Origin of the sequence: Streptomyces sp. NPDC091280 (assembly GCF_044768565.1) — a bacterium.
Taxonomy (GTDB): domain Bacteria; phylum Actinomycetota; class Actinomycetes; order Streptomycetales; family Streptomycetaceae; genus Streptomyces.
Genome location: NZ_JBIVUZ010000008.1, coordinates 278,893 through 300,539, shown reverse-complemented (window position 1 = coordinate 300,539; position 21,647 = coordinate 278,893). Strand labels below are relative to the sequence as shown.

The 21,647-nt window shown below is 71.1% G+C and carries 22 protein-coding genes; 11 read left to right on the top strand and 11 right to left on the bottom strand.

The features are described from left to right. The first annotated feature begins 19 nt into the window (after positions 1–19). Positions 20–1,285 carry a GDSL-type esterase/lipase family protein gene (locus ACIQPR_RS25155; RefSeq protein WP_403652119.1) on the top strand — a complete coding sequence of 422 codons (1,266 nt, stop codon included), beginning with the start codon at positions 20–22 and terminating at the stop codon, positions 1,283–1,285. Between the two features lie 20 nt (positions 1,286–1,305). Here ACIQPR_RS25155 and ACIQPR_RS25150 read toward each other — a convergent pair whose 3' ends face one another. The 3 genes from ACIQPR_RS25150 to ACIQPR_RS25140 all read right to left on the bottom strand — a co-directional run bounded on the left by ACIQPR_RS25150 (position 1,306) and on the right by ACIQPR_RS25140 (position 3,737). Beyond that, on the bottom strand, positions 1,306–2,175 hold the full coding sequence (locus ACIQPR_RS25150; protein WP_403652116.1) for a helix-turn-helix domain-containing protein: 870 nt from the start codon (positions 2,173–2,175) through the stop codon (positions 1,306–1,308). A 64-nt stretch (positions 2,176–2,239) separates the two neighbouring features. After that, positions 2,240–3,175 carry an alpha/beta hydrolase gene (locus ACIQPR_RS25145; protein WP_403652113.1) on the bottom strand — a complete coding sequence of 312 codons (936 nt, stop codon included), beginning with the start codon at positions 3,173–3,175 and terminating at the stop codon, positions 2,240–2,242. A gap of 94 nt (positions 3,176–3,269) precedes the next feature. Continuing rightward, positions 3,270–3,737, bottom strand: a complete 468-nt coding sequence (locus ACIQPR_RS25140; RefSeq protein ID WP_403652110.1) for a cupin domain-containing protein — start codon at positions 3,735–3,737, stop codon at positions 3,270–3,272. 183 nt (positions 3,738–3,920) lie between these two features. On the opposite strand from ACIQPR_RS25140, the gene ACIQPR_RS25135 reads away from it, so the two are divergent. After that, complete coding sequence (locus ACIQPR_RS25135) at positions 3,921–4,577, top strand: TMEM175 family protein (protein WP_403652107.1); 657 nt, start codon at positions 3,921–3,923, stop codon at positions 4,575–4,577. Positions 4,578–4,586: 9 nt separating this feature from the next. Here the strand turns inward: ACIQPR_RS25135 and ACIQPR_RS25130 are convergent, their stop codons facing one another. Further along, positions 4,587–5,084 carry a GNAT family N-acetyltransferase gene (locus ACIQPR_RS25130; RefSeq protein ID WP_403652104.1) on the bottom strand — a complete coding sequence of 166 codons (498 nt, stop codon included), beginning with the start codon at positions 5,082–5,084 and terminating at the stop codon, positions 4,587–4,589. A gap of 26 nt (positions 5,085–5,110) precedes the next feature. Here ACIQPR_RS25130 and ACIQPR_RS25125 point away from each other — a divergent pair, with 26 nt between their 5' ends. Both ACIQPR_RS25125 and ACIQPR_RS25120 read left to right on the top strand, forming a co-directional pair. Further along, positions 5,111–5,632, top strand: a complete 522-nt coding sequence (locus tag ACIQPR_RS25125) for a CGNR zinc finger domain-containing protein (protein WP_403652101.1) — start codon at positions 5,111–5,113, stop codon at positions 5,630–5,632. Between the two features lie 151 nt (positions 5,633–5,783). Further along, complete coding sequence (locus tag ACIQPR_RS25120; protein WP_403652098.1) at positions 5,784–7,184, top strand: glutamate decarboxylase; 1,401 nt, start codon at positions 5,784–5,786, stop codon at positions 7,182–7,184. A 47-nt stretch (positions 7,185–7,231) separates the two neighbouring features. On the opposite strand, the gene ACIQPR_RS25115 is transcribed toward ACIQPR_RS25120, so the two are convergent. The 4 genes from ACIQPR_RS25115 to ACIQPR_RS25100 form a co-directional block, all read right to left on the bottom strand. After that, positions 7,232–8,293, bottom strand: coding sequence for a threonine aldolase family protein (locus tag ACIQPR_RS25115; protein ID WP_403652095.1), 1,062 nt, complete (start codon positions 8,291–8,293; stop codon positions 7,232–7,234). A 19-nt stretch (positions 8,294–8,312) separates the two neighbouring features. Beyond that, on the bottom strand, positions 8,313–8,888 hold the full coding sequence (locus ACIQPR_RS25110) for a helix-turn-helix domain-containing protein (RefSeq protein WP_403652092.1): 576 nt from the start codon (positions 8,886–8,888) through the stop codon (positions 8,313–8,315). Next, entirely contained in the window at positions 8,885–9,601 is a 717-nt protein-coding gene (locus ACIQPR_RS25105; RefSeq protein WP_403652090.1) for a metal-dependent hydrolase, read from the bottom strand. The genes ACIQPR_RS25110 and ACIQPR_RS25105 overlap by 4 nt, the downstream gene beginning before the upstream one ends. Before the next feature lie 76 nt (positions 9,602–9,677). Then, positions 9,678–10,178 (bottom strand): DUF6194 family protein, encoded by a 501-nt coding sequence (locus tag ACIQPR_RS25100; protein WP_403652685.1) that lies wholly within the window; start codon positions 10,176–10,178, stop codon positions 9,678–9,680. A gap of 45 nt (positions 10,179–10,223) precedes the next feature. Here ACIQPR_RS25100 and ACIQPR_RS25095 point away from each other — a divergent pair, with 45 nt between their 5' ends. Both ACIQPR_RS25095 and ACIQPR_RS25090 read left to right on the top strand, forming a co-directional pair. Then, positions 10,224–11,015: a MerR family transcriptional regulator gene (locus ACIQPR_RS25095; protein WP_403652087.1), complete on the top strand. Its 792-nt coding sequence runs from the start codon at positions 10,224–10,226 to the stop codon at positions 11,013–11,015. Positions 11,016–11,028: 13 nt separating this feature from the next. Further along, a complete protein-coding gene (locus tag ACIQPR_RS25090; RefSeq protein WP_403652084.1) occupies positions 11,029–11,805 on the top strand; it encodes an SDR family oxidoreductase in 777 nt (258 codons plus the stop codon). A 6-nt stretch (positions 11,806–11,811) separates the two neighbouring features. On the opposite strand, the gene ACIQPR_RS25085 is transcribed toward ACIQPR_RS25090, so the two are convergent. After that, complete coding sequence (locus ACIQPR_RS25085) at positions 11,812–12,675, bottom strand: winged helix-turn-helix transcriptional regulator (RefSeq protein WP_403652081.1); 864 nt, start codon at positions 12,673–12,675, stop codon at positions 11,812–11,814. A gap of 100 nt (positions 12,676–12,775) precedes the next feature. On the opposite strand from ACIQPR_RS25085, the gene eno reads away from it, so the two are divergent. Then, positions 12,776–14,059 (top strand): phosphopyruvate hydratase, encoded by a 1,284-nt coding sequence (gene eno / locus ACIQPR_RS25080; RefSeq protein ID WP_403652078.1) that lies wholly within the window; start codon positions 12,776–12,778, stop codon positions 14,057–14,059. Between the two features lie 166 nt (positions 14,060–14,225). Here eno and ACIQPR_RS25075 read toward each other — a convergent pair whose 3' ends face one another. After that, positions 14,226–16,007, bottom strand: a complete 1,782-nt coding sequence (locus ACIQPR_RS25075) for an FAD-binding dehydrogenase (RefSeq protein WP_403652074.1) — start codon at positions 16,005–16,007, stop codon at positions 14,226–14,228. Positions 16,008–16,224: 217 nt separating this feature from the next. Next, positions 16,225–17,148, bottom strand: a complete 924-nt coding sequence (locus tag ACIQPR_RS25070; RefSeq protein WP_403652072.1) for an expansin EXLX1 family cellulose-binding protein — start codon at positions 17,146–17,148, stop codon at positions 16,225–16,227. Positions 17,149–17,296: 148 nt separating this feature from the next. Here ACIQPR_RS25070 and ACIQPR_RS25065 point away from each other — a divergent pair, with 148 nt between their 5' ends. From ACIQPR_RS25065 to ACIQPR_RS25050, 4 genes are all read left to right on the top strand, one after another. Further along, a complete protein-coding gene (locus ACIQPR_RS25065; protein WP_403652069.1) occupies positions 17,297–17,830 on the top strand; it encodes a hypothetical protein in 534 nt (177 codons plus the stop codon). A gap of 267 nt (positions 17,831–18,097) precedes the next feature. Then, the gene (locus ACIQPR_RS25060) at positions 18,098–19,105 is read left to right on the top strand and encodes a LacI family DNA-binding transcriptional regulator (RefSeq protein ID WP_403652067.1); all 1,008 of its coding nucleotides are present in this window, start codon (positions 18,098–18,100) and stop codon (positions 19,103–19,105) included. A 244-nt stretch (positions 19,106–19,349) separates the two neighbouring features. Further along, a complete protein-coding gene (locus tag ACIQPR_RS25055; RefSeq protein ID WP_403652064.1) occupies positions 19,350–20,684 on the top strand; it encodes an ABC transporter substrate-binding protein in 1,335 nt (444 codons plus the stop codon). Between the two features lie 7 nt (positions 20,685–20,691). Next, positions 20,692–21,639, top strand: coding sequence for a carbohydrate ABC transporter permease (locus ACIQPR_RS25050; RefSeq protein ID WP_403652062.1), 948 nt, complete (start codon positions 20,692–20,694; stop codon positions 21,637–21,639). The last annotated feature ends 8 nt before the right edge of the window (positions 21,640–21,647 follow it).

Below are 21,647 nucleotides of genomic sequence, written 5' to 3'. Positions count from 1 at the left end.
AGCCGAAGGAGTAAGAGAGTTGAACACCGCCGAGGACTGGATCACCACCCCGGTCACCGCCGACCTCCTGCGCGGCGCCCTCGACCTGGAGCACACCGAACGCGGTGTGCTGCCCCACCGGCTGCCCGCCCGCGCCCGCCGGCAGATACCGGACGGCCAGCTGGCGATGGCGGAATCACAACCGTCCGGCGTACGGCTGGTGTTCCGCACCCGGGCCACCGCCGTCGAGCTGGACGTCGTGGCCACGAAACGGATCTATCCCGGAGTGCCACCGCGCCCGGACGGGGTGTACGAACTCGTCGTCGGCGGACGGCTCGTGGGCCGAGGCAGCGTGCCCGACGGGGACACGGTCACCGTGGACATGGCCGCCGGGACCGCCGAGACGCGTCCCGGTCCGGTCGAGACCGTGCGCTTCACCACCCTGACGAACGCAGCAGGGGATGTGGAAAGGAAAGCGCAAGGGAACGGGGAAGGGGATGGGGAAGGCGCGGTGGAGCAGGACGTCGAGATCTGGTTGCCGCACGACGAGAGCACCCGGCTCGTCGCCCTGCGCACCAACGCTCCCGTCCGCACCGCACCGCCCAGTGGCCGCAAGGTCTGGCTGCACCACGGGAGTTCGATCAGCCATGGCTCCAACGCGGCCACCCCGACCGGGACCTGGCCTGCCGTCGCCGCCGCGCTCGGTGGTGTGGAGCTGGTCAACCTGGGTTTCGGCGGCGGCGCGTTGCTGGACCCGTTCACGGCCCGCGCCCTGCGCGACACCCCGGCCGACCTGATCAGCGTCAAGATCGGTATCAACCTCGTCAACGCCGACCTGATGCGGTTGCGCGCGTTCGGTCCGGCCGTCCACGGTTTCCTCGACACGGTCCGCGAGGGCCATCCCACCACCCCGCTGCTGGTGGTCTCGCCCCTCTACTGCCCCATCCACGAGGACACGCCCGGCCCCAGCGCCATGGATCTCGGCGCGCCGGGCGAGGGGCGGCTGCGGTTCGTGGCCACCGGCGATCCCGCGCAGACGGCCGCCGGGAAGCTGACCCTGACCGTGATCCGCGAGGAGTTGGCCCGCATCGTCCGCCTGCGTGCCGCGACCGACCCGAACCTGTTCCACCTCGACGGCCTGGCCCTCTACGGCGCGAGCGACCACGCCGAGCTGCCCCTGCCCGACGACCTCCACCCGGACGCCGCCACGCACCGGCTCATCGGCGAGCGCTTCGCCCGACTCGCCTTCTCCGACGGTCCTTTCACCACGGTGGGCGGGCGCGGAACGGCCACCTCACGACCGTAGCGGAGGGCGAACCGCGGCTTTCAGCGGACCGGGGCCGGCCGGGGGCGGGCCGCGCGCAGGTCGTCCAGCTTCTCCGCGTCGCTCGTCCCGGCCGCCGCCGTATAAGTGACGATCCTGAGGTCGGTGCCGGCTGCCATCACGACGTCGAGGTCGAGATCGATGTCCCCCACCCGGGGGTGCTCCACCGTCTTGCGGTCGCCGACGTGGGTGCGGGCCGTGCCGTTGGACCACAGGCGGGCGAAGCGGGGGCTGTCGCGCAGCATGCGGTCGACGAGGGTGACGAGCCGCTCGTCGTGGGGATGGGCGGTGGCCGTGACCCGCAGGTCGGCGACGAGATCCTCCTCCTCGGCCTCGTCGCCCGCCCAGGACCGCACCGGCCAGCCCGCGATCGGCGCCCGGCCGCCCGCGCCGCCCGGCCGGAACATCCCGGCCACCAGGTTGTGCTCGTCCCAGCCGTAGGTGCGGGGATCGCCGATCGCGGCGGACCACATGGCGTTCCAGCCGATGAGGGTCCAGTCGGCGGCGAACACCGCCGTGGGGCTGTCGGCGAGCCGCCCCACCAGCCGGTGCACCCTCGCGGGCACGTGCCTGACCACGTCCCCGGTCGCGGGCGGCGCGAGCCCGGCGCAGCGGAACAGATGGTCGCGTTCGGACGGTTCGAGGCGCAGTGCCCTGGCCAGCGCGGTGACGACCTGGGCCGAGGGGTTGCGGGCGCGGCCCTGTTCCAGCCGGACCACGTAGTCGACGGACAGGCCGGCCAGCCGGGCCAGTTCCTCCCGGCGCAGTCCGGGGATGCGCCGGTCCCCGGCCGGCTCCAGCCCGGTGTCTTCCGGTGACACACGCTCGCGCCACCCCCGCAGAGAGCTGCCGAAGTGGTTCGTCGTGGCCATGCACGCCATCGTCGTCGACACGCCGTACGGCACACGGAGCTTCGGCCTCCGTACTACGGATCCTTTACCCGGCCGCCCGCACCGCCTCCTGCCCGGGTGGCTCGGTGGCGGCGGTCCAGTGGGCCCGGGTGAACGCGGCGGCGGCGTCGAGCGCGTCCCCGGCCTCGTCGAGCAGCGCCGCGAACGCCTGGAAGACGTGCGGCACTTGGGGCCAGACCTGGAGATCGACCCGTACGTCGCACGCGGCGGCGCGCGCGGCCAGTCGTACGGCGTCGTCCAGCAGGATCTCGTGCGAGCCGACCTGGATGAGCAGCGGCGGCAGGCCGGTCAGGTCGGCGAGGGCGGGGCTGGCGCGGGGTGTCGTGGGGTCCGTGTCGCGGAGGTAGTCGCGGGCGCGTGTGCGCAGGCCCTCCGGGGTCAGCGAGGGGTCGACGGCGACCTTGGTCACGGCGCTCGCGCCGGACACGGTCAGGTCGGCCCACGGGGAGAACACCGCCGCCGACGCGGGCTGGGGCAGCCCCGCGTCCCTGGCTGCGACCAGGGTCGCGGCGACGAGACCGCCGCCCGCGGACTCGCCGACGAAGGCGATGGCGGAGCCGGGCAGTCCGTCGTCGAGGAGGGCGCGGTAGACGGCGAGGGCGTCGTCGACCGCGGCGGGGAAGGGGTGTTCGGGGGCCAGCCGGTAGTCGACGCACACGGCGCGCGCGTCGGTGCGCCGGACGATCTCGGCGGCCAGGCCGGCGGCGCCGGCCGCCGAGCCGATGGCGTAGGCGCCGCCGTGCAGGTACAGCACCACGGTGGCCGGGTCGCTCGCCGGGGTCTCGACGGTGACGACCGGTACGCCGCCCAGTTCGCCCACGGTGGTCGAGACGTCGGGCGGCAGCGGGATCGAGGCCATCATCTCGCCGAACACGGCGCGCTGTTCGGCGACATCGCCGCCGAGGTCGAGCGGACCGTGCCGCAGCATTTCGTCGAGGGCCTGGCGCTGTTGCCGGGACATGGCGGTGCCTCTTCCGTGGTTCAAGTGAAAGCCGTGGGAGGGGAGTTGTGGGGAGACGGGCTGCGGGGGGAGCGGGCCGCGGGAACGCCGCCGCTCAGCGCGGCGGGCCGACGATGATCTGGCCGTACCTGTCGGCGGCCTCCGCCATGAGGTCCCGGGAGATCTCGAAGCCCTCGGGGCGCGGGGTCGCCAGGTCGCGTCCCGCGTGCCGGAACATGCCCTCGATGCCGCCGGGTGTGCAGATCATGAGGAGATCCGCGGTGTCGGAGGTGATCCGGTAGCCGTGCGGGACGTTGCGGGGCAGGAAGACCACACCGCCCTCCGACAGCTCCATCTCCTGGTCGTCGCACCAGAGCAGTGCGCTGCCCTTGATCAGCAGGAAGACCTCGTCCTCACGGGTGTGCTTGTGGTACGGCGGCGCCTCGCCCTTGGCGACGGTGAACCGTCCCACGGTCAGCTGTCCGGCGGTGGCCGCCGCGTCCAGCAGTACGGCGAACTCACCACCGTCGAGCCATTCGAGGCGCTGCTGCTGCTCGGGTTGTGCGAGGTAGGCCAGGGTCATGACGGCGTCCGTTCTACGTCCTGCACCGCGCGGTCACGGGGGGGGGACCCGCCCTCCGATGATCCGCTCGGCGCCCTGCCGACCGCCAGCCGTCCGGGTAGGACCAGCAGTACCACTCCCCTGCCCCGGCACGCGTCGACACGCGTGCGAGAAGGCCATCGGCGTATGGCATCCTCTGCTGCCATGAACGTCTCGACCGATCACGAACTGCCGTCCCAGGACGAGGACATGGAGATCCGGGCGGTCTCCGCGGAGCGGCTCACCTTCTTCGGGGACGCGGTGGTCGCCATCGCGCTCACCCTGCTCGCCCTGGAGCTGCCGGTCCCGGAGGGCTCGACCAACTCCGAGCTGTGGCACTCGGCTTCGGACCACCGGGAGAGCTACCTGGCGTTCATGATCAGCTTCGTGGTGATCGCCGCGCACTGGCGCTCCCACCACCGGGTGTTCCGCCATGTCACGGCGACGAGCGGCAGGTTGACGACGTTCAGCATGTACTGGCTGCTCATGCTGGTGATCACCCCGTTCGCGACCGATGTCATCGGCGGCGACGGCGCGTTCCAGGCCCGGTTCGTCTTCTACGCCGGCGTGCAGTTCGCGGCCTGCCTCCTGTTCATCCTGATGGTCGCCGAGGTCCGCCGCGCCGGCCTCTCCCGTACCGGCACTCCGCCCGAGCTGTTCTCCCGCACGATCCGCGGGCTCGGCATGGTGGCGGCGGGCTTCCTGGTGTCGATCCCGGTCTCGTTCCTCACCCACTGGGCTTATCTCTGCTGGATCGCGGTACCGGCCGCCGACTCGCTCGTGGACCGCATCCGGAGCCGCTCCGGGCACGAGCCGTCGTAGTGCCGCCCGTCAAGGACGCCAGTACAGGGACGGGTCAGGGTGCTCGGTGAAGCCGAGGTCGCGGTACAGCGGCTCGCCGTCGGCGGAGGCGTGCAGATCGACCCGGGAGACACCGCTCTCCCGGAACCAGTCGAGCAGTCCCCGCATGATCGCGCGGCTGTGGCCGAGCCGCCGGTGGGACGGGTCGGTGACGACGCCGAGGACCTGACCGATCCGGCCGTTGCGCAGATGCGGGCCGGGCAGGCGCTGTTCGACGGTGCCGATGCCGCAGGCGGCGAGGGTGCCGTCGGGACCGTCCACGACGAGGACGCGCACGGTGTCCGCCGTCAGCTGTTCCTTGAGCACGACGGCGAGGGCGTCCAGCCAACCGCCGTCCGCCGACGCGGGGTTGAAGAAGTCGCCGCCCAAGTCCTCGAAGAGCAGCGCCCGTAGCCGTATGAGTTCCACGAGGTCGTACTCCGCGGCCCGCCGTACCCGGGACGGGTCTGTGTCGTCGCGTTGTCGCATGGGGATCAGACTGCTGTAATGGTCTTGTGCATCTCAACCCTTACGGCGCGGATGCCGTGAACCTGGCCGCCGATCTGGTCGGCCGGCCTCCCGCCGACGCCGAGGAACTCGCGGACCGCTGCCGTACCGCCGGCCTGGTGCTGGACCGGCCGACGACCGCCGAGGATCTCGACCGCGCGCGGTACGCGTTGCGGTCCTGGGAGCGGGTCGTCGACGCGGAGAGCGAGGAGGAACGCGCGGAGCTGGTCAACCGGATGCTGGAGGAGGCCGCCGCCCATCCGCGCATGACCGATCACGCGGGCAGCGGCTGGCACCTGCACTACCGCGACGACCGCAAGCCGCTCGGCGATGTGCTGTTCTCGCTGATCGCGGTGGGTACGGCACTGCACCTGACGGGCCGCGGAATGCACCGCCTGCGACGCTGCGCCGTGGCCGAGTGCGGCACGGCCTTCGCCGACACCTCCCGCACGGGACGGCAGCGCTACTGCTCCCAACTCTGCGCCAACCGCGACGCGGTGCGCCGGCATCGGGCCCGGGGCAAGGAATAAGGAGGCATCCAGTATGTACAAGGGAAAATCCAGTTCATCAGTGCGCAAATCGATCACTGAATCGGTGTAATCGGCACATACGTCGCACGGTCAAGGGATCTAGCGTCGGAATGCACGGGGCCGCACGGACCAGAAAGGCATCCCCACACTCATGCCCATCCCGCATACCGCCGTCATGCCCGAAGCCGAGTTCGACACCCGGACCCTCTCCCTCCGCGCCGGCCAGCCGGCCGCCGCCGACCTCCTGCTGCCGCTCGACGAACTGCCCGAGACCTCGTCCTCGCCCGACCTGATCTGCCGCCGCGTACGCGACGAGCTGATGCTCGACGGCAACGCACGGCTCAATCTCGCCACCTTCGTGACGACGTGGATGGAGCCGCAGGCAAGGGAGTTGATGGCGGAGACCGCCGAGAAGAACCTCGCCGACCGCGCCGAGTACCCGCAGATCACCGCCATGGAGGAGCGCTGCGTACGGATGCTCGCCAGGCTGTGGCACGCACCGCACCCGGGGCAGGTCCGCGGCTGCTCGACCACCGGTTCCAGCGAGGCCGCCATGCTCGGCGGACTCGCCCTCAAGCGCCGCTGGCAGGAACGCCGCCGCGCCCAGGGCAAGGACACCGCCCGCCCGAACCTGGTCATGGGCGCGAACGTGCAGGTGTGCTGGAAGAAGTTCGCCAACTACTTCGAGGTGGAGCCGCGTTACGTCCCGATGGAGCCGGGCCGCTACCACCTCACCGCCGACGCGCTCACCGCGTACTGCGACGACAACACCATCGGCGTCGTGGCGATCCTGGGCTCCACGTTCGACGGTTCCTACGAGCCCGTCGCGGACATCTGCATGGCCCTGGACGGATACCAGGCGGCCACCGGCACCGACATCCCCGTGCACGTCGACGGCGCGTCCGGCGCCATGGTCGCCCCGTTCCTCGACCCGGACCTGATGTGGGACTTCCAGCTGGAGCGGGTCGCCTCCATCAACACCTCGGGACACAAGTACGGGCACGTCTTCCCCGGTCTGGGCTGGGCGTTGTGGCGCGACGCCGAAGCCCTCCCGGACGACCTGGTCTTCGAGGTCGACTACCTCGGCGGCAGTTCCCCCAGCTTCACGCTCAACTTCTCCCGCCCGGGCGCGCATGTCGTCGCGCAGTACTACAGCTTCCTCCGCTACGGCTTCGAGGGGCTGAAGGACCTGGCCACCCAGAGCCGGACCACCGCCCGCGCCCTCGCCGCGCGCATCCGGACCATCGCCCCCTACGAGTTGGTCACCGACGGCTCCGAACTCCCGGCGTTCGCCTTCCGGTTGGCCCCCGGCACGCAGGGCTTCACGGTGTTCGACGTCTCCCACGGCATGCGCGCCCGCGGCTGGCATCTGCCCGCCTACAGCTTCCCCGCCCCCTGCCAGGACGTCTCGGTCCTGCGGCTGGTGGTACGCACCGGGTTCACCGCCGAACTCGCGGGCATGTTCATCGCCGACCTCACCGAGGTGACCCGGACCCTGCACGCCGTGCCGCCGACCCTCGCACCGCCGCTCCAGCCACTCGTCACCGTCTGACAAGTCGCCCTGGACACCACGGAGTTCACCAGGTCCGCCGCCAGGGATCAGACGGTGTGGCGGCGGACCGCGTCGAGAAGCTGGTCGATGTCGTCGGCGCGGTGCGAGAAGGCGGTGACGAACCGGACGATGCCCGGTTCCCAGCGGTCGTGGTAGAAGGCGTAGCCCTCCGCGAGGAGTCCTTCGGTGACCCGCTGAGGCAGGCGGCAGAAGACGATGTTGGCCTGCGGGGCGGCCAACAGGCCCGCTCCGGCGATGGACTTGAGGCCGTCGCCGAGGCGGGCGGCCATCTCGTTGGCGCGGCGGGCGTTGCGCAGCCACAGTCCGTCGGTGAGGTACGCGTCGAGTTGGGCCGTCTGGAACCGCATCTTGGAGGTGAGCTGGCCCGCGCGCTTGGCGCGGAAGGCGAGTTCGGCGGCGAGCCCGGGGACGAAGGAGACCACGGCGTCGGCGGTCATCGCACCGTTCTTGGTGGCGCCGAAGGACAGGATGTCGACGCCCGCCCTCCACGTCATCTCGGCCGGGGTGGCGCCGAGCCGGACCAGCGCGTTGGCGAAGCGCGCGCCGTCCATGTGGACGCGCAGCCCCGCGTCCCTCGCGATGGCGGCGAGCCGCCGGATCTCGTCCAGGCCGTAGACGCCGCCGCTCTCGGTGGCCTGGCTGATGCTCACCACGGACGGCTGCACGCTGTGCACGTCACCGGCCCGACGGCACACCGCCGCCCGCAGCGCCTCGGGGTCGATCCTGCCGTCGGGACCCGCCACCCCGACCAGCTTGGCGCCGTTCGTGAAGAACTCCGGCGCCCCGCACTCGTCGGTGTTGATGTGGCTCTCCGGGTGCGAGAGCACACTGCCCCACGGCGGGGTGAGGGCGGCCAGGCCCAGTCCGTTGGCGGCGGACCCGGTGGACACCGGGAAGACGTCGACGTCCCGCTCGAAGATCTCGGAGAACCTGCGGCGGGTCCGTTCGGTGCGGGGGTCGTTGCCGTACGGCAGCACGTGCCCGGCCGCCGCGTCGGCGACCGCGCGGGCTATCTCCGGTGCGGCTCCGGCCATGTTGTCGCTGATGAAGGCCCGGCCGGAGGGCGTGGTGGCGGTGGTCGCGCTCATGAACGGGGTTCCTCGGGTCTCAGGTGCTGATGGGGGAGGCGAAGACGACGGTGATGTCGACCTCGTCCGCGCCGGTGCGGTAGAAGTGCGGGGCGTCTCCGGCGAAGGCGAGCATGTCGCCGGGGCCCAGGTCCTGCGGGGCGTCGACGGGTCCGGCCGTGACGTACCCGGTGGCGACGAGCAGGTGCTCGATCGTCCCGGTGGCGTGCGGCACACCGGCCAGTTCCGTCTCCGGCGGAATGCGCAGCCGCCAGATCTCCAGGCTGTTGCCGCTGCTGATGCGGCGCAGCAACTCCCTTGAGACCTCGCCCGGTTCGATGTCCGTGGCGGGCCGGAAGACCGGCCCGGTGTCGGCGTCCCGCGCGAGCAGGTCGGCGATCGGGATGCGCAGCGCGATCGCGATGGCGTCCAGCGTGTCGATCGTCGGATTGCCGTTCCCGGCCTCCAGCTGCGACAGCGTGGCCTTGCTCAGACCGGCCCGCCGGGCCATCTCGGCGGCACTCATCCCGCGCTGCTGGCGCCGCAGCCGGATCTTCGCGCCGACCGCCGCCGCGGTACTGCTCACCGGCCGCCGGCCCGCCGGCGGGGGCGTCATCGAGGGCTCCGGTGGGTCGCGGAGTAGGACACGCGGATACGGCCCTTCTTGACCTTGAGCGTCGGCAGCGCCAGCTCGGCGAGGTCCCCGAGGGCACGCACATGGGTGCCCCCGCACGGCGCGGAGTGCAGCGCGCCGAGCCGCACCACGCGCCGCCCGTCCGGCAGATACCGCGCGGACACCGGCAGGTCGTCGGCGACGGCGGCCGCCACCCCGGCGCGGAGCACGGCGGTCACCTCCTCCCGCCCGTCCGGATCGGCGAGCCGCGCGTCCGCGTGCGGCGCCCGGAACTCGATCCGCGCCTGCCCCGGGAAGTGGATGCTGCCGGCCATCTCCCAGCCCTGCGCCCGCCCGACCGCCTCGACGAGGTGTCCGGCCGTGTGCAGCGCGGCGTGCAGCATCCGGGTCTCAAGGTCGATCCGGGCCCGCACCCGCTCCCCCACGGCGAGGGCCGGGAGTCCGTCGCCCACCGCCACGACCAGTCCCGAATCCCGGTCCCGGACCGGGACGATCTCCGCGTCCGCCAGCCACCCCCGGTCGGCGGGCTGTCCCCCGCCCTGCGGATGGAACAGGCACTCCGCCACGGCGGCCCAGGGTGTCCCGTCGTGCTCGCCGACCGCGACGACCGTCGTGTCGACCTGCTCCAAGTACGTGTCGTCGAGGTAGGCACTGCTCTGCGCACCCACCCGAGAAGCTTCGATCGAATGAACCATGCGTTCACTATACCGAACATTATGGCATTACAGAAAACGTGCCGTTCACTTTACCGAACGCCACCCGGCCGTCCGCTCAGCTCCCGCCCATGCCGTGGCCCTCGCCGTCGCCGTCGCCGTCGCCGTCGCCGCCGTCGCCGTCGCCGTGCCGACGCCCGAACCGGGCCCGCGCGTCGTCATGGGCGCGGCGCAGCAGCCGTAGGACCGTGTCCGTCGTTCTGGGGCCGGGGCTGATCACGCAGATCCAGCCAAGCGCTCCGTACACCGGGTGCGGCAGCAGGGTGTCGGTGGCCGAGTGGTCATGCGGCTCCGTCCCCGTGAGTTCGCCGGTCGTGGTTCGGCCGGCGTGGATGTTCACGCGCCAGCGGTCCGGAGGGTCGAGGTCGGAGGTGGTGTCACCGGGGAGGTTCTTGGTGACGACGGTGGCGTACGGCTGGGTGTGCCGGGGCGGTCGGGCGTCCGGGGCGTAGTAGAAGAAGGCGTCCCCCCAGGCGAGTTCGGGGAAGTCGCCGCCCGGCTCCGGTGCGAGGACGAACGCGCCGGGGAGGGCGCGGACGGCTGCGATGATCTGTTCCATGGTCATGGTTCAAGCATCGGCTTCAAGTGCTTGTGTGGGGTTGGGGTGAGTGAGGGGCGAGGCGGCGGCGGGCGGCGGGGGACGCTCAGGACCGTCGATGTGGCGCGCGCGTCGGGGTATTCGCCGCAACAGGTGCGTGATCTGGAGCGGTTGGGAGTGATCCCGCCGGCCGCCCGGTCGGAGAACGGCTACCGCTCCTACACGCCCTCGCATGTGCGGGCGTTGCGCGCCTATCGGGGGCTCGCGGGGGCTGTGGGCCCGGTGATCGCCCGGCGGCTGCTCGCGGAGTTGCGGACGAGGACGCTCTCGGAGGCGGCTTCCGCGATCGGCGAGGTCCATGTCGGGCTCGCGAGAGAACGCGCGGAGACCCTCCGTGCCCAGGAGGCGCTGCGCGCGATCCAGGACGAGGCGGACGTGCCGGTTCCGGAGCGGGACGGTGACGCCATGACGATCACCGAACTCTCCAGAGCCCTCGGGGTGCGCGCGTCGACTCTGCGGTTCTGGGAGCAGGAGGGGCTCGTCACCCCGGACCGCGTGACCTCCCAGCGGGCGCGTCGCTACGGCGTCCCGGCCGTCAGGGCGGCCCGTATCGTCACGGCCCTGCGCGGCGCCGGTCACGGTGTCCCGGCCGTGCGGGAGATCATGGGTTCCCTGCACGGGCTCGACGGCGGGGGTGAGGCCCGGCGCGTCCTGCGGGAACGCCTCGACGGGATCGCCGTACGGACCGTGGGGCTCCTCCGGGCGGGCGCGGACCTGGCAGCCGTCGTCACCGACCGGTCCGCCGCCTCTCAACCGCCGCCCGGGGAAAGCCAGTTGCCGATCCCGGGGCCGTCGTGAACGATCCCTGACCATGACGCCCAGCACCGATCACCCCTCCCCCCGTCCGCTCGCGCTCATCACCGGAGTGGGGCGCACCGTCGGCATCGGCGCGGGCATCGCACACCGGCTGGCGGCCTCGGGCTGGGACATCGCCTTCACCTACTGGACTCCCTACGACGAGCGCATGCCGTGGGGTGTCGAGTCCGGCGCGGCTGCGGTCATCGCCGACGCGCTCGGGGAACACGGCGCCACGGCCACGGCCGTCGAGGCGGACCTGTCCGATCCGGACGCCCCGGCCCGTGTCTTCGACCAGGTCGGCGGCGGACCGGGCGGTGTCACCGCCCTGGTGATGTGCCACTGCGAGTCGGTCGACTCGGGTCTGCTGGACACCACCGTCGAGAGTTTCGACCGGCATTTCGCGGTCAACGCGCGGGCCACCTGGCTGCTGATCCGCGAGTACGGCCGCCGGTTCACCGCCGCCTCGGGCACCGGCCGGATCATCGCGCTCACCAGCGACCACACCGTGCACAACCTCCCCTACGGCGCGAGCAAGGGCGCCCTGGACCGCATCACGCTGGCCGCCGCCCATGAGTTCGCCCATCTCGGGATCACCGCCAATGCCGTCAACCCGGGTCCGGTGGACACCGGTTGGATGACCGAGGAGGGGCGGGCGGAGGCGCTGCGGCGGACCCCGCTCGACCGGCTCGGCACTCCGCGGGACACCGCCCATCTCGTCGACTTCCTCTGCTCGCCGCAGGGTCAGTGGATCAACGGCCAACTCCTGTTGAGCAACGGGGGTTTCGCGTAGCGGACGTCACCGGGCGCAGTCGGCGGCCAGGCGCAGGCTCTCGGCGACCGCGTGCGGGATGTCGGTGACCGGGAACAGCGTGTGCCGTACGGTCCGTTCGGCGTCGAGGACGAGGATCAGGCGCTTGTGGCGCGGCCGGCCCGCCGCGCGGAACGTCGGCAGCCGCAGGGCCGCGGCGAGGTGCTGGGCCGCGTCGGACAGCAGCGGATACGGGATCTCCTCGGCCTTGGTGAACTCGGCCTGTTCGTGCGGGAGTTGGGTGCTCACTCCGCGTAGGTCCACGCCCGCGCGGCGGAAGTCGGGCCAGGCGTCGCGGAAGAGGCGGTTCTCCAGGGTGCAGCCCTCGGCGCCGGGGATCGGCGGCTCGCCCCAGTCGATGCCGGTGCCGGGGTAGGTGAACAGGACGGTCGCGGCGGCCTCGGGCGACACGACCGGTACGTCCGTGCCCTGGATGCCCGGGAGTCCAAGGCCGTCGGGCAGGCGGGTGCCGGGCAGGGCGTGCACGCGGGTGTGTTCGGCGCCGTCCTCGGCCGCGGTCGCGGTGAGGGTGCCGTCGCCCAGCATCCACCGGTCGCCCCAGTCCTGCATCGCGACGAGCAGCGGCAGCAGCGCCAGACCGGCGTCGGTGAGCACGTACTCGTAGCGCACCGGCCGCCGTTGGTAGAGCCTGCGGTGCAGCACCCCGCTCGCGACGAGCCGGCCGAGGCGCTCGGTCAGGACGTTGCGGGACAGGCCGATCCCGGCGGCCAGCGCGTCGAAACGGACCTGGCCGCGGGCGATCTCCCGCAGCACCAGCACGTTCCACCAGTCCCCCAGGACCACGGCTGCCTGGGCGATGCCGCAGTTCTCGTCGGCGTTGTGCATCCTCATGCGCCCATAGTAGGTTCTCTTTCAGGACTCACTTTGTTTCATGACGGAACTTACAGCCCGCCGACGTCCGGGACGCGGGCCCTGCGTGAGGAGTTGCACCGTGACCGCCATCAGCCGGGTCGTCGCACGCGAGATCATCGACAGCCGGGGCAATCCCACCGTCGAGGTGGACGTGGAACTGCGGGACGGATCGCTCGGCCGCGCGGCCGTACCGTCGGGCGCCTCCACCGGAGCGAGGGAGGCCGTCGAACTGCGCGACGGCGATCCGACCCGCTTCCACGGCAAGGGAGTTCGGCGCGCCGTCGACGCCGTCAACGAGACCGTCGCGGACGCCGTGACCGGACTCGACGCCGAGGACCAGGCCACCGTCGACCACACGATGATCGAGCTCGACGGCACCGACACCAAGTCGCGCCTCGGCGCCAACGCCCTGCTCGGCGTCTCCCTGGCCACCGCCAAGGCCGCCGCAGCCGCCCACCGGCTGCCCCTGTACCGCTACATCGGCGGCGTCGACGCCCGGCTGCTTCCGGTGCCGATGATGAACATCGTCAACGGCGGCGCCCACGCCGACAACCCGCTGGACTTCCAGGAGTTCATGATCGCCCCGATCGGCGCGGCCACCTTCGCGCAGGCCGTCCGGATGGGCTCCGAGGTCTTCCACACCCTGCGCCGCGACCTGATCGCCGCCGGACACAGCGCCAACGTCGGCGACGAGGGCGGCTTCGCGCCCGATCTGCGCACCGCCGACGAAGCCCTCGACTTCGTCCTGCACGCCATCGAACGCACCGGCTACAAGCCCGGCACCGACATCACCCTCGTCATGGACCCCGCGACCTCCGAGTTCCACCGCGACGGCGTCTACGACTACACGGGCGAGGGCGTCCGCCGCAGCTCCGCCGAACACGCCGACTACCTCGCCGAGTTGACCGACCGCTACCCCATCGCCTCCATCGAGGACCCGATGGCCGAGGACGACCACGACGGCTGGCGCGAGCTGACCGCGCGGCTCGGCGGACGCTGCCAGCTCACCGGTGACGACGTCTTCTGCACCAACGAGACACTGCTCAGTGCCGGGATCCGCGACGGGATCGCCAACTCGATCCTGGTGAAGGTCAACCAGATCGGCACCCTCACCGAGACCCTGGCCACCGTCGCCACCGCGCACCGCGCCGGCTACACCGTCGTGATGTCCCACCGCTCCGGCGAGACCGAGGACACCACGATCGCCGACCTCGCCGTCGCCACCGGCTGCGGTCAGATCAAGACCGGTTCGCTGTCCCGCGCCGACCGCACCGCCAAGTACAACCAACTCATCCGTATCGAGGAGGACTTGGGCACCCAGGCCCGCTACGCCGGCCGGTCGGCGCTGGGCCTGCGCCGCTGAGGCGTCCGGGCCCGCGCGTGACCGTCCCTGCGGGCGACAGTCCCTCCGCGTCCGCGGACGCCCTGGAGCGGCGAGTGGCCGGAACGGATCGGCGGAACCGCCTTGTCGGCAACTCGGTTCGGGCCCAACCGAGTTGCCGACCTGTTGTGCTGCGCGGCCGGAGCGCTCAGAGCGCTGCCGCCGCCGCGCGGCCCGCCTGGCGGCCGGAGAACAGGCAGCCGCCGAGGAACGTGCCCTCCATCGAGCGGTAGCCGTGCACTCCCCCGCCGCCGAAGCCGGACACCTCACCCGCCGCGTACAGACCGGGGATCGGCGTGCCGGTGGCGTCCAGGACGCGGCCGGAGAGGTCGGTCTGCAGGCCGCCGAGGGTCTTGCGGGTGAGGATGTTGAGGCGGACGGCGATCAGCGGTCCGGCCGCCGGGTCCAGGATCTTGTGGATCGCGGCGGTGCGGCTGAGCGAATCACCGGGGTAGGAGAGGGCGTTGCGGATGCCCATCACCTGGGCGTCCTTCGAGTACGCGTTGTCGATCTCCCGGTCCCTGGCCTCGATCTGCCGCTGGAGATCGGCCAGTTGGATCAGGCCGTCACCGGTCAGCTTGTTCATGCCGAGGACCAGTTCGGAGAGGCTGGAGGCGGTGATGAAGTCGACGCCGTTCTTCCTGAACTTCTCGATCGGCTCCGGGGTCTGCCAGATGCGCGAGAGCAGCATCAGGATGTCCTTGTTGGTGAGGTCCGGGTTCTGCTCGGACCCCGACAGCGCGAACTCCTTCGCGATGATCTTGCTGGTGGTGACGAACCACGAGTAGTCGTAGCCGCTCGCGGTGATCGAGCCCAGGGTGTGCAGGGTGTCGTAGCCCGGCATGTCGGGGGCGGAGAAGCGCTTGCCCTTGGCGTCGAACCACATCGAGGACGGGCCCGGGAGGATGCGGATGCCGTGGTTGGGCCAGATCGGGTCGTAGTTCTTGAGGCCCTCGGTGTAGTGCCACATCCGGTCGGGGTTGACGATACGGCCGCCCGCCGCCGCGGTGATGCCCAGCATCCGGCCGTCCACATAGGCTGGCACGCCGGTGACCATGGACTTGGGCGGGGTGCCGAGCCGGGCCGGCCAGTTCTGCCGTACGAGATCGTGGTTGGCGCCTATGCCGCCCGAAGTGACGATCACGACCGGGGCCTTGAGCTCGAAGTCGCCCACCACCGTGCGGGAGGTGGCCTTGCCGCGCTGGGCGGTGCTGGGTTCGAGGATCGAGCCGCGGACTCCGGTCACGGCGCCGCCGGTACGGACGATCTCGTTGACCTGGTGGCGGAACTTGAAGGTCACCTTGCTGTTCGCGACCCCGGCCCGCACCTGCTTCTCGAACGGCTCGACCACGGCCGGGCCGGTGCCCCAGGTGACGTGGAAGCGGGGCACCGAGTTGCCGTGCCCGTCCGCGAGGCCGCCGCCGCGCTCGGCCCAGCCGACGATCGGGAACCAGCGGATGCCGAGGCCGTAGAGCCAGGACCGCTTCTCGTTGGCCGCGAAGTCCACATACGCCTCGGCCCACTTGCGGGCCCAGTAGTCCTGGCCGGTCGGGTCGTCGATGCCGCGGTCGAAGCCGGCCGTGCCCAACCAGTCCTGCCAGGCCAGCTCCTGGGAGTCCTTGATGCCCATGAGCCGCTGTTCGTCGGAGTCGACCAGGAACAGTCCGCCGAAGGACCAGAACGCCTGGCCGCCGAGGTTGGACTCGGGCTCCTGGTCCAGGAGCAGCACTTTCTTTCCGGCGGCGACCAGTTCGGCCGTCGCGACCAGTCCGGCCAGGCCGTGGCCGACGACGATGGCGTCGGCGTCCGCGGTGCCGGCGGCGAACGCCGGTACCGCGTGCGCCGCGAGCGCGGCGCCGGCGGCGACGCCGCCGGCCACCGTCAGGGCTCTTCGTCTGCTGATCGCCGTGGGGGACGTCGAGTTCTCCATGAGGTGCCTTCCGAATGAGGTACGGGAGGTGCGGGAGGTGTGCCGGACACGTGGCGCGCGCCCGTGACACCTCTGTTGTTACCGCCGGTAGCACCTAAGGAAACCAAGCTGTGTCGGCAGTGTTGCGGAAGTCGTGTTCAGGACAGTTCCAGCGGGCCGTCGAGGTCCGCCCGCGTGGCTAGGGGCCGGGTGCGCGGCGGATCCGTCCGGCGCGTGTTCAGTGTCGGGCGAACTGGAGGCCCGTGGACTGTACGACGTCGGGGCGCACCGCGAGCGCGGGCAAGGTGAGGCGCTCGCCGTAGATGTCGGTGAGCCTGATCGCGCCGCCGCAGCCGCTGCCGCTCTCGGAGAGGAAGTAGTTGTAGTCGGCGCGCGGCAGTTGCCGCCAGGTGCCGCCCGCGAGGACCTCCAGGCGGGCCAGCGGATTGCGGTGGCCGATCGCCTGGATACCGCACCAGTAGCGGGTGGACCCGGTCTTGTAGCGGATCGAGATCGTGTCGGTGGTGCTGGGGCTCACCAGGTTCCAGGTGATCGGGATCCGTCCGGCCGAAGGGCTGGCGAGCTTGGCGAAGGCCTGTGCGCTGAGGTCGATCTGTCCCGGCGCGCAGTCCCCCGGGCACTCGTTGGTGATCCGGACGGTGACCGTGGCGCCGCCGGCCGCGTGGACGAGCACGTACGCCCCGCAGGCCTTGGACGACTCGTAGTCGGCGGTGTTCATCGCGCCGGTCAGGACGTCGCCGTCCGGGTCGTACAGACAGGCGCCGCCGCCACCGTCCGCGTCGTAGAAGGTGGCGACACCTCGGTAGGTGACTCCGGGCTTGATGCGCCCCGCCAACGAGGCGGTGGCGGCGGCCTGTTGACGGGCCTTGGCAGCCGACGGGGTGGCCGAGGCGGCGGTCGGACGGGCCGACGGTGTCACGGACGGCTTCTCGGACGCGTCGCTCGCGTGCGCGGACGGAGTGGCGGAGGCAGGTGAAGTACCGGTCGGGGAGGGGGAGTTCGTGGCGGTCTGCGCCGTGGTGGCGGGTCCCGCCTCGGCCGTCACGTCCTCGCTGTTCTTGTCACCGGGCAGCAGCACCAGTGCCAGCGAGACGACGATCAGTACCGCGGCTGCCGACAGAAACAGCCAGCGTTTGGACACCGGACCTCCTCGACGGCCACCCTCCGTTGCCCGGAGTGATGGAGGAGGCGATCGTGCCAGCCGCCGGGGGACGGCGGCAAGCCCTTTCTGGGGAAGCCCAGTTGGGGCGGGTGTCGAGTGGAGTGGCGGATGTGGGTTGAATACCGTCATGGACTCCCCGATCTGGGCCGCGCTGTCGGCCGCCGAACGTTCCGCCGTGGACGAGCTGATCCGTCGGGACCACCGCCTCCCGGCGCTCGCCCGCGTGCGCGAGTCGTTCCCCGCCGAATCCAGGCCGGGCCTGTACGAGACGATGGACGTGGTGGCGGAGCGCTACCGCGAGTTGGGCCTGAGCTTCGAACGCGGCCCGACCCCGCCCCTGGACCTCGCGACGCTCGCCGAGCGGGTCGAGGCGCTGCCCGGCCGGACGGTGGCCATCGAGGCGCGGTGGGACGGGGACAGCCACGGCTGGTGCGTGGACCTGATGGCCCACACGGACGCCCCGGTCGCCGAGCACCGGCTCGCCGTCGTCCGGCGCGGCGGTGACCTGCGGCTGTTCAACGGCGCGGTCCCGCCGTGGCCGGAAGCGCGGGAGGCGGAGACGGTCGGCCGCGCCCTGGCCGAGCGGTTCGGTGTGCCGTTCCATTTCGCCGGCCCTGACGAGCCCGACCTCGACGCCCCGTCCTGGAGGAGCACTTCGTGAGCGGCACCGCGCCGTCCGGCTCGACCTGAGCAGCGCCGCACGCGCTCACCGACGCCGGGAGGTCGCTCGTCCGCGACTCGGAGGCGTGGCCCGTCCTGCGCGCCTCCCGTCGCGCCGCCGCAGCACAGGGGCGCCCTCCCCCTCCACGACGGACCTCCGCCGCCCGACACCGCCCGCCGATGGCCGTCGCTTCGTCCGGTCGCCCCGGTACGTGCATACTCGGGCCTTGCGCGCGCACCGGCGTTCGCGAGAAGCGGGAGGTGGGAGATGGCGCTGCCATCATCGACGGGGGCCGAACCCCGGAAAATCACGATCAACGACGTCGCCAGGTCGGCGGGGGTGTCCCGGCAGACGGTGTCACGGGCGCTCAACGACAAGGGCGAGATCGACGTCGACACCAAGCAGCGGGTGCTCGACGCCGCCCGGGCGCTCGGGTACCGGCCGAGCCGGTTCGCCCGGGGTCTGGTCCGCCAGGACACGATGACGATCGGGCTGGTCATCCCCGACCTGCTGAACCCGTTCTTCACCGAGGTGGCCGCCGCCGCGCTGGAGGCGGCCCGCACCCGCGGCTGGCAGGTCGTCGTCTACGACACCGGGGACCGGGCGGAGGAGGAACTCGGCACGCTCCAGGTGATCAGCTCCCAAGTGGACGCGGTCATCGGCTACTTCAGCTGCCCCGAGGGCGAGTTGGAGAAGTTCACGCGGGGCATGCCGGTGGTGCTGGTCGGCCGGGAGCAGCCGACACGGTTCAGTGCGATCACGATCGACGGCTCGGAGGGGGTGCACGCGGCGGTCGCGCATCTGGTCGCGCGCGGGCACACCCGGATCGGCATGCTCGACCACCACACCCGCGCCGAGCCGAGCATCCGGCACGAGTGGTTCACGACGGCCGCGGCGGCCCACGGGATCGACCCGGGCCTGGTGGTCGGCGCGGACCAGACCGCCGACGGCGGCGGGACGGCGCTCAGGGCCATGCTCGACGCCCATCCCGATGTCACCGCGGTCTTCACGTTCAACGACATCATCGCGCTGGGCGCCCTGCGCGAGGCCCGTCGGCTGGGCCGGAACGTCCCGCACGAGCTGGCGGTCATCGGCTTCGACGGACTCCAGCTCGGCGCGCTGATCGAGCCCCCGCTCACCAGCGTCGCCCTCGACACGCGCGGGCTCGGCGCCCTCGCCATCGAGCAGATCGCCCGGCTGCTGTCGGGCACCGAGGCGCTGGCGGCCGAGGAGCTGGTCGTCCGCGGCGAACTGCGGCTGAGCGGCTCCGCCTGACCCGCACGGCCGCGCGCCCGGTCCGAATGTCTTGACACCCTCCGCGCCGGAGCGCAAACTTCCGAACATTCCCCACACACTTCGACAGGTCCCTCCGCGAGCAGTCCCGTGAACGCTCACGGGAGCGCTCACGGAAGGCCGCCCACCGCAACGAACGATGTACCCACTCCAGCAGGCATCCCGTCCGAGGGATCAGCATCGAGCCGCCTAGCACCGCCGCTAGTCGTTGTCTGGAACGGAAACCATGAGCCGCAGAACCACCCGCTTCCGCCTCGCCGTCGTCGCCGTGGCCGCCAGTGTCTCCGTGGTCGCCGGATGCTCGTCATCCACGACCTCGACCAAGACATCCGCGACCTCCTGCGAACCCGCGAAGGGCAAGGTCACCCTCCAGTACTGGAACACCGTTCCGGGCATGGACAAGGTCGTCGCCCTGTGGAACGAGAAGAACCCGAACATCCAGGTCGAGACGAAGAACATCTCCAACGACCAGTACGGCATCCTCAGCAACGCCCTCAAGGCGGGCAAGGCCCCCGACCTCTCCCAGGTCGGCTACGACGAGCTCCCCAACCTGCGCACCCAGAGCGCGTTCGTGGACGCGTCGGCCTGCTCCGCGGCGACGGCGGCCAAGTCGAAGTTCGTGCCGTGGACCTGGTCGCAGGCCAGCTTCGGCGACACCGGTGTGTTCGCGATGCCGCAGGACACCGGCCCGATGGCGCTCTATGTGCGCAGTGACATCTTCAAGAAGTACGACATCGCGATTCCCACCACCTGGGACGAGTACGCGACCGCCGCGGCGAAGCTGCACAAGGCGGACCCGAAGCTCGACATCACGTTCTTCGACCCGAACAACGCCGAGTGGTTCAACGGGCTCCTGTGGCAGAACAACGCCCAGATGTACAGCTACTCCGGCGACAAGTGGCAGGTCACGGTCGCCTCGCAGAAGAGCCGGCAGGTCGCCGACTACTGGCAGAAGCTCATCGCCGGCAAGCTCGTGCGCACCGATCTCGCCAACGGTTCGACGCAGATGTACGCGGCGTACCAGCAGGACCGGATCGCCAGCTACGTCGGCGCCGCCTGGGGCTACAGCATGTTCCGCGACAACCTGCCCAAGCAGGCCGGCAAGTGGTCGATCGTCCCGATGCCGACGTGGGGTTCCGACGGCACCTCCGGTGACTGGGGCGGTTCGACGGTCGCGTTCATGAAGGGCGGCAAGCACCTCTACGAGTCGGTGAAGTTCAACACCTGGCTCAACACCGACCCGGCGGCCCTCGCGCTGGAGAACCAGCTCGGCGGCCTGTACCCGGCGGCCCTCGCCGGGCTCCAACTCCCCGCGCTGTCCAAGGGAGTTCCGTACTACGACAACGAGAAGATCTTCGACGTCTTCGCCGACTCGTCGAAGAAGATCAACACCAGCTTCGCCTGGGGTCCGACCCAGAAGACGGTGAACCTGGCGCTCCAGGACGCGATGGCCAAGGCGGCGGCCGGCGGCGGCACGCTCTCCGACGCCCTGTCGGCGGCCCAGGCGACCGCGCTCAAGTCGATGAAGGATCAGGCGATCCCGGCAGCGGCGGGCAAGTGACCGCACGATGACCGACATCGCGACCCGCGCGACGCGCCGGGTGGCATCGCCCGGGGGCCGCCGCCGTCTCAACGGCGGCGGCCCCCGGGCGGGCACCGTCCTCGCGTTCGTGTTCCCCTTCTTCCTCCCGTTCGTGCTCTTCTACCTGGTGCCGGTCGGCTACGCGCTGTGGCAGAGCGTCCGCGTCGTGCGCCGCACCGGCGGCCAGTACGGCACCTCGTACACGACGTTCGGCGGCTTCGAGCAGTACACGAAGGTCTTCCAGAACGACGAGTTCTGGTCGAGCGTCGGCCGCATCGGGCTCTTCGGCATCGTGCAGGTGCCGGTGATGCTGTTCGTCGCCCTGGTGATCGCGCTGCTCCTCGACACTCCCCTGCTGCGCCTCAAGTCGGTGTTCCGCGTCACCGCGTTCATGCCGTACGCGGTGCCCGGCGTGATCGCCGCGATCATGTGGTCGTACCTCTACTCGCCCCAACTCAGCCCCGTGGTCGACCTGTTGAACGGCATCGGGCTCAAGCCCGACTTCCTCGGGCCGGGCGCGGTGCTGTGGTCGGCGGCGAACATCTCCACCTGGCTGTGGACCGGCTACAACATGCTGATCATGTACTCGGCGCTCCAGTCGATCCCGCAGGAGCTGTACGAGGCCGCCAGGCTGGACGGCGCCACCAACTGGTCCATCGCCTGGCGGATCAAGGTCCCGATCATCGCCCCGTCGATCATCCTCACCACGGTGTTCTCGATCATCGGCACGCTCCAGCTCTACGCCGAGCCGGCCGTGCTGCGGCAGATCTCCTCGAACATCTCCAGCACGTTCACACCGAACATGCTGGCGTACGCGGTGGCCTCCGGGAACAACTACCAGCAGGCCGCGGCGATCTCCGTGGTCATCGCCGTCATCACCTTCGTCCTGAGCTTCGGGTTCATGCGACTGACCTCGAAGAGGGCCGGCCTGTGAGCAAGCAC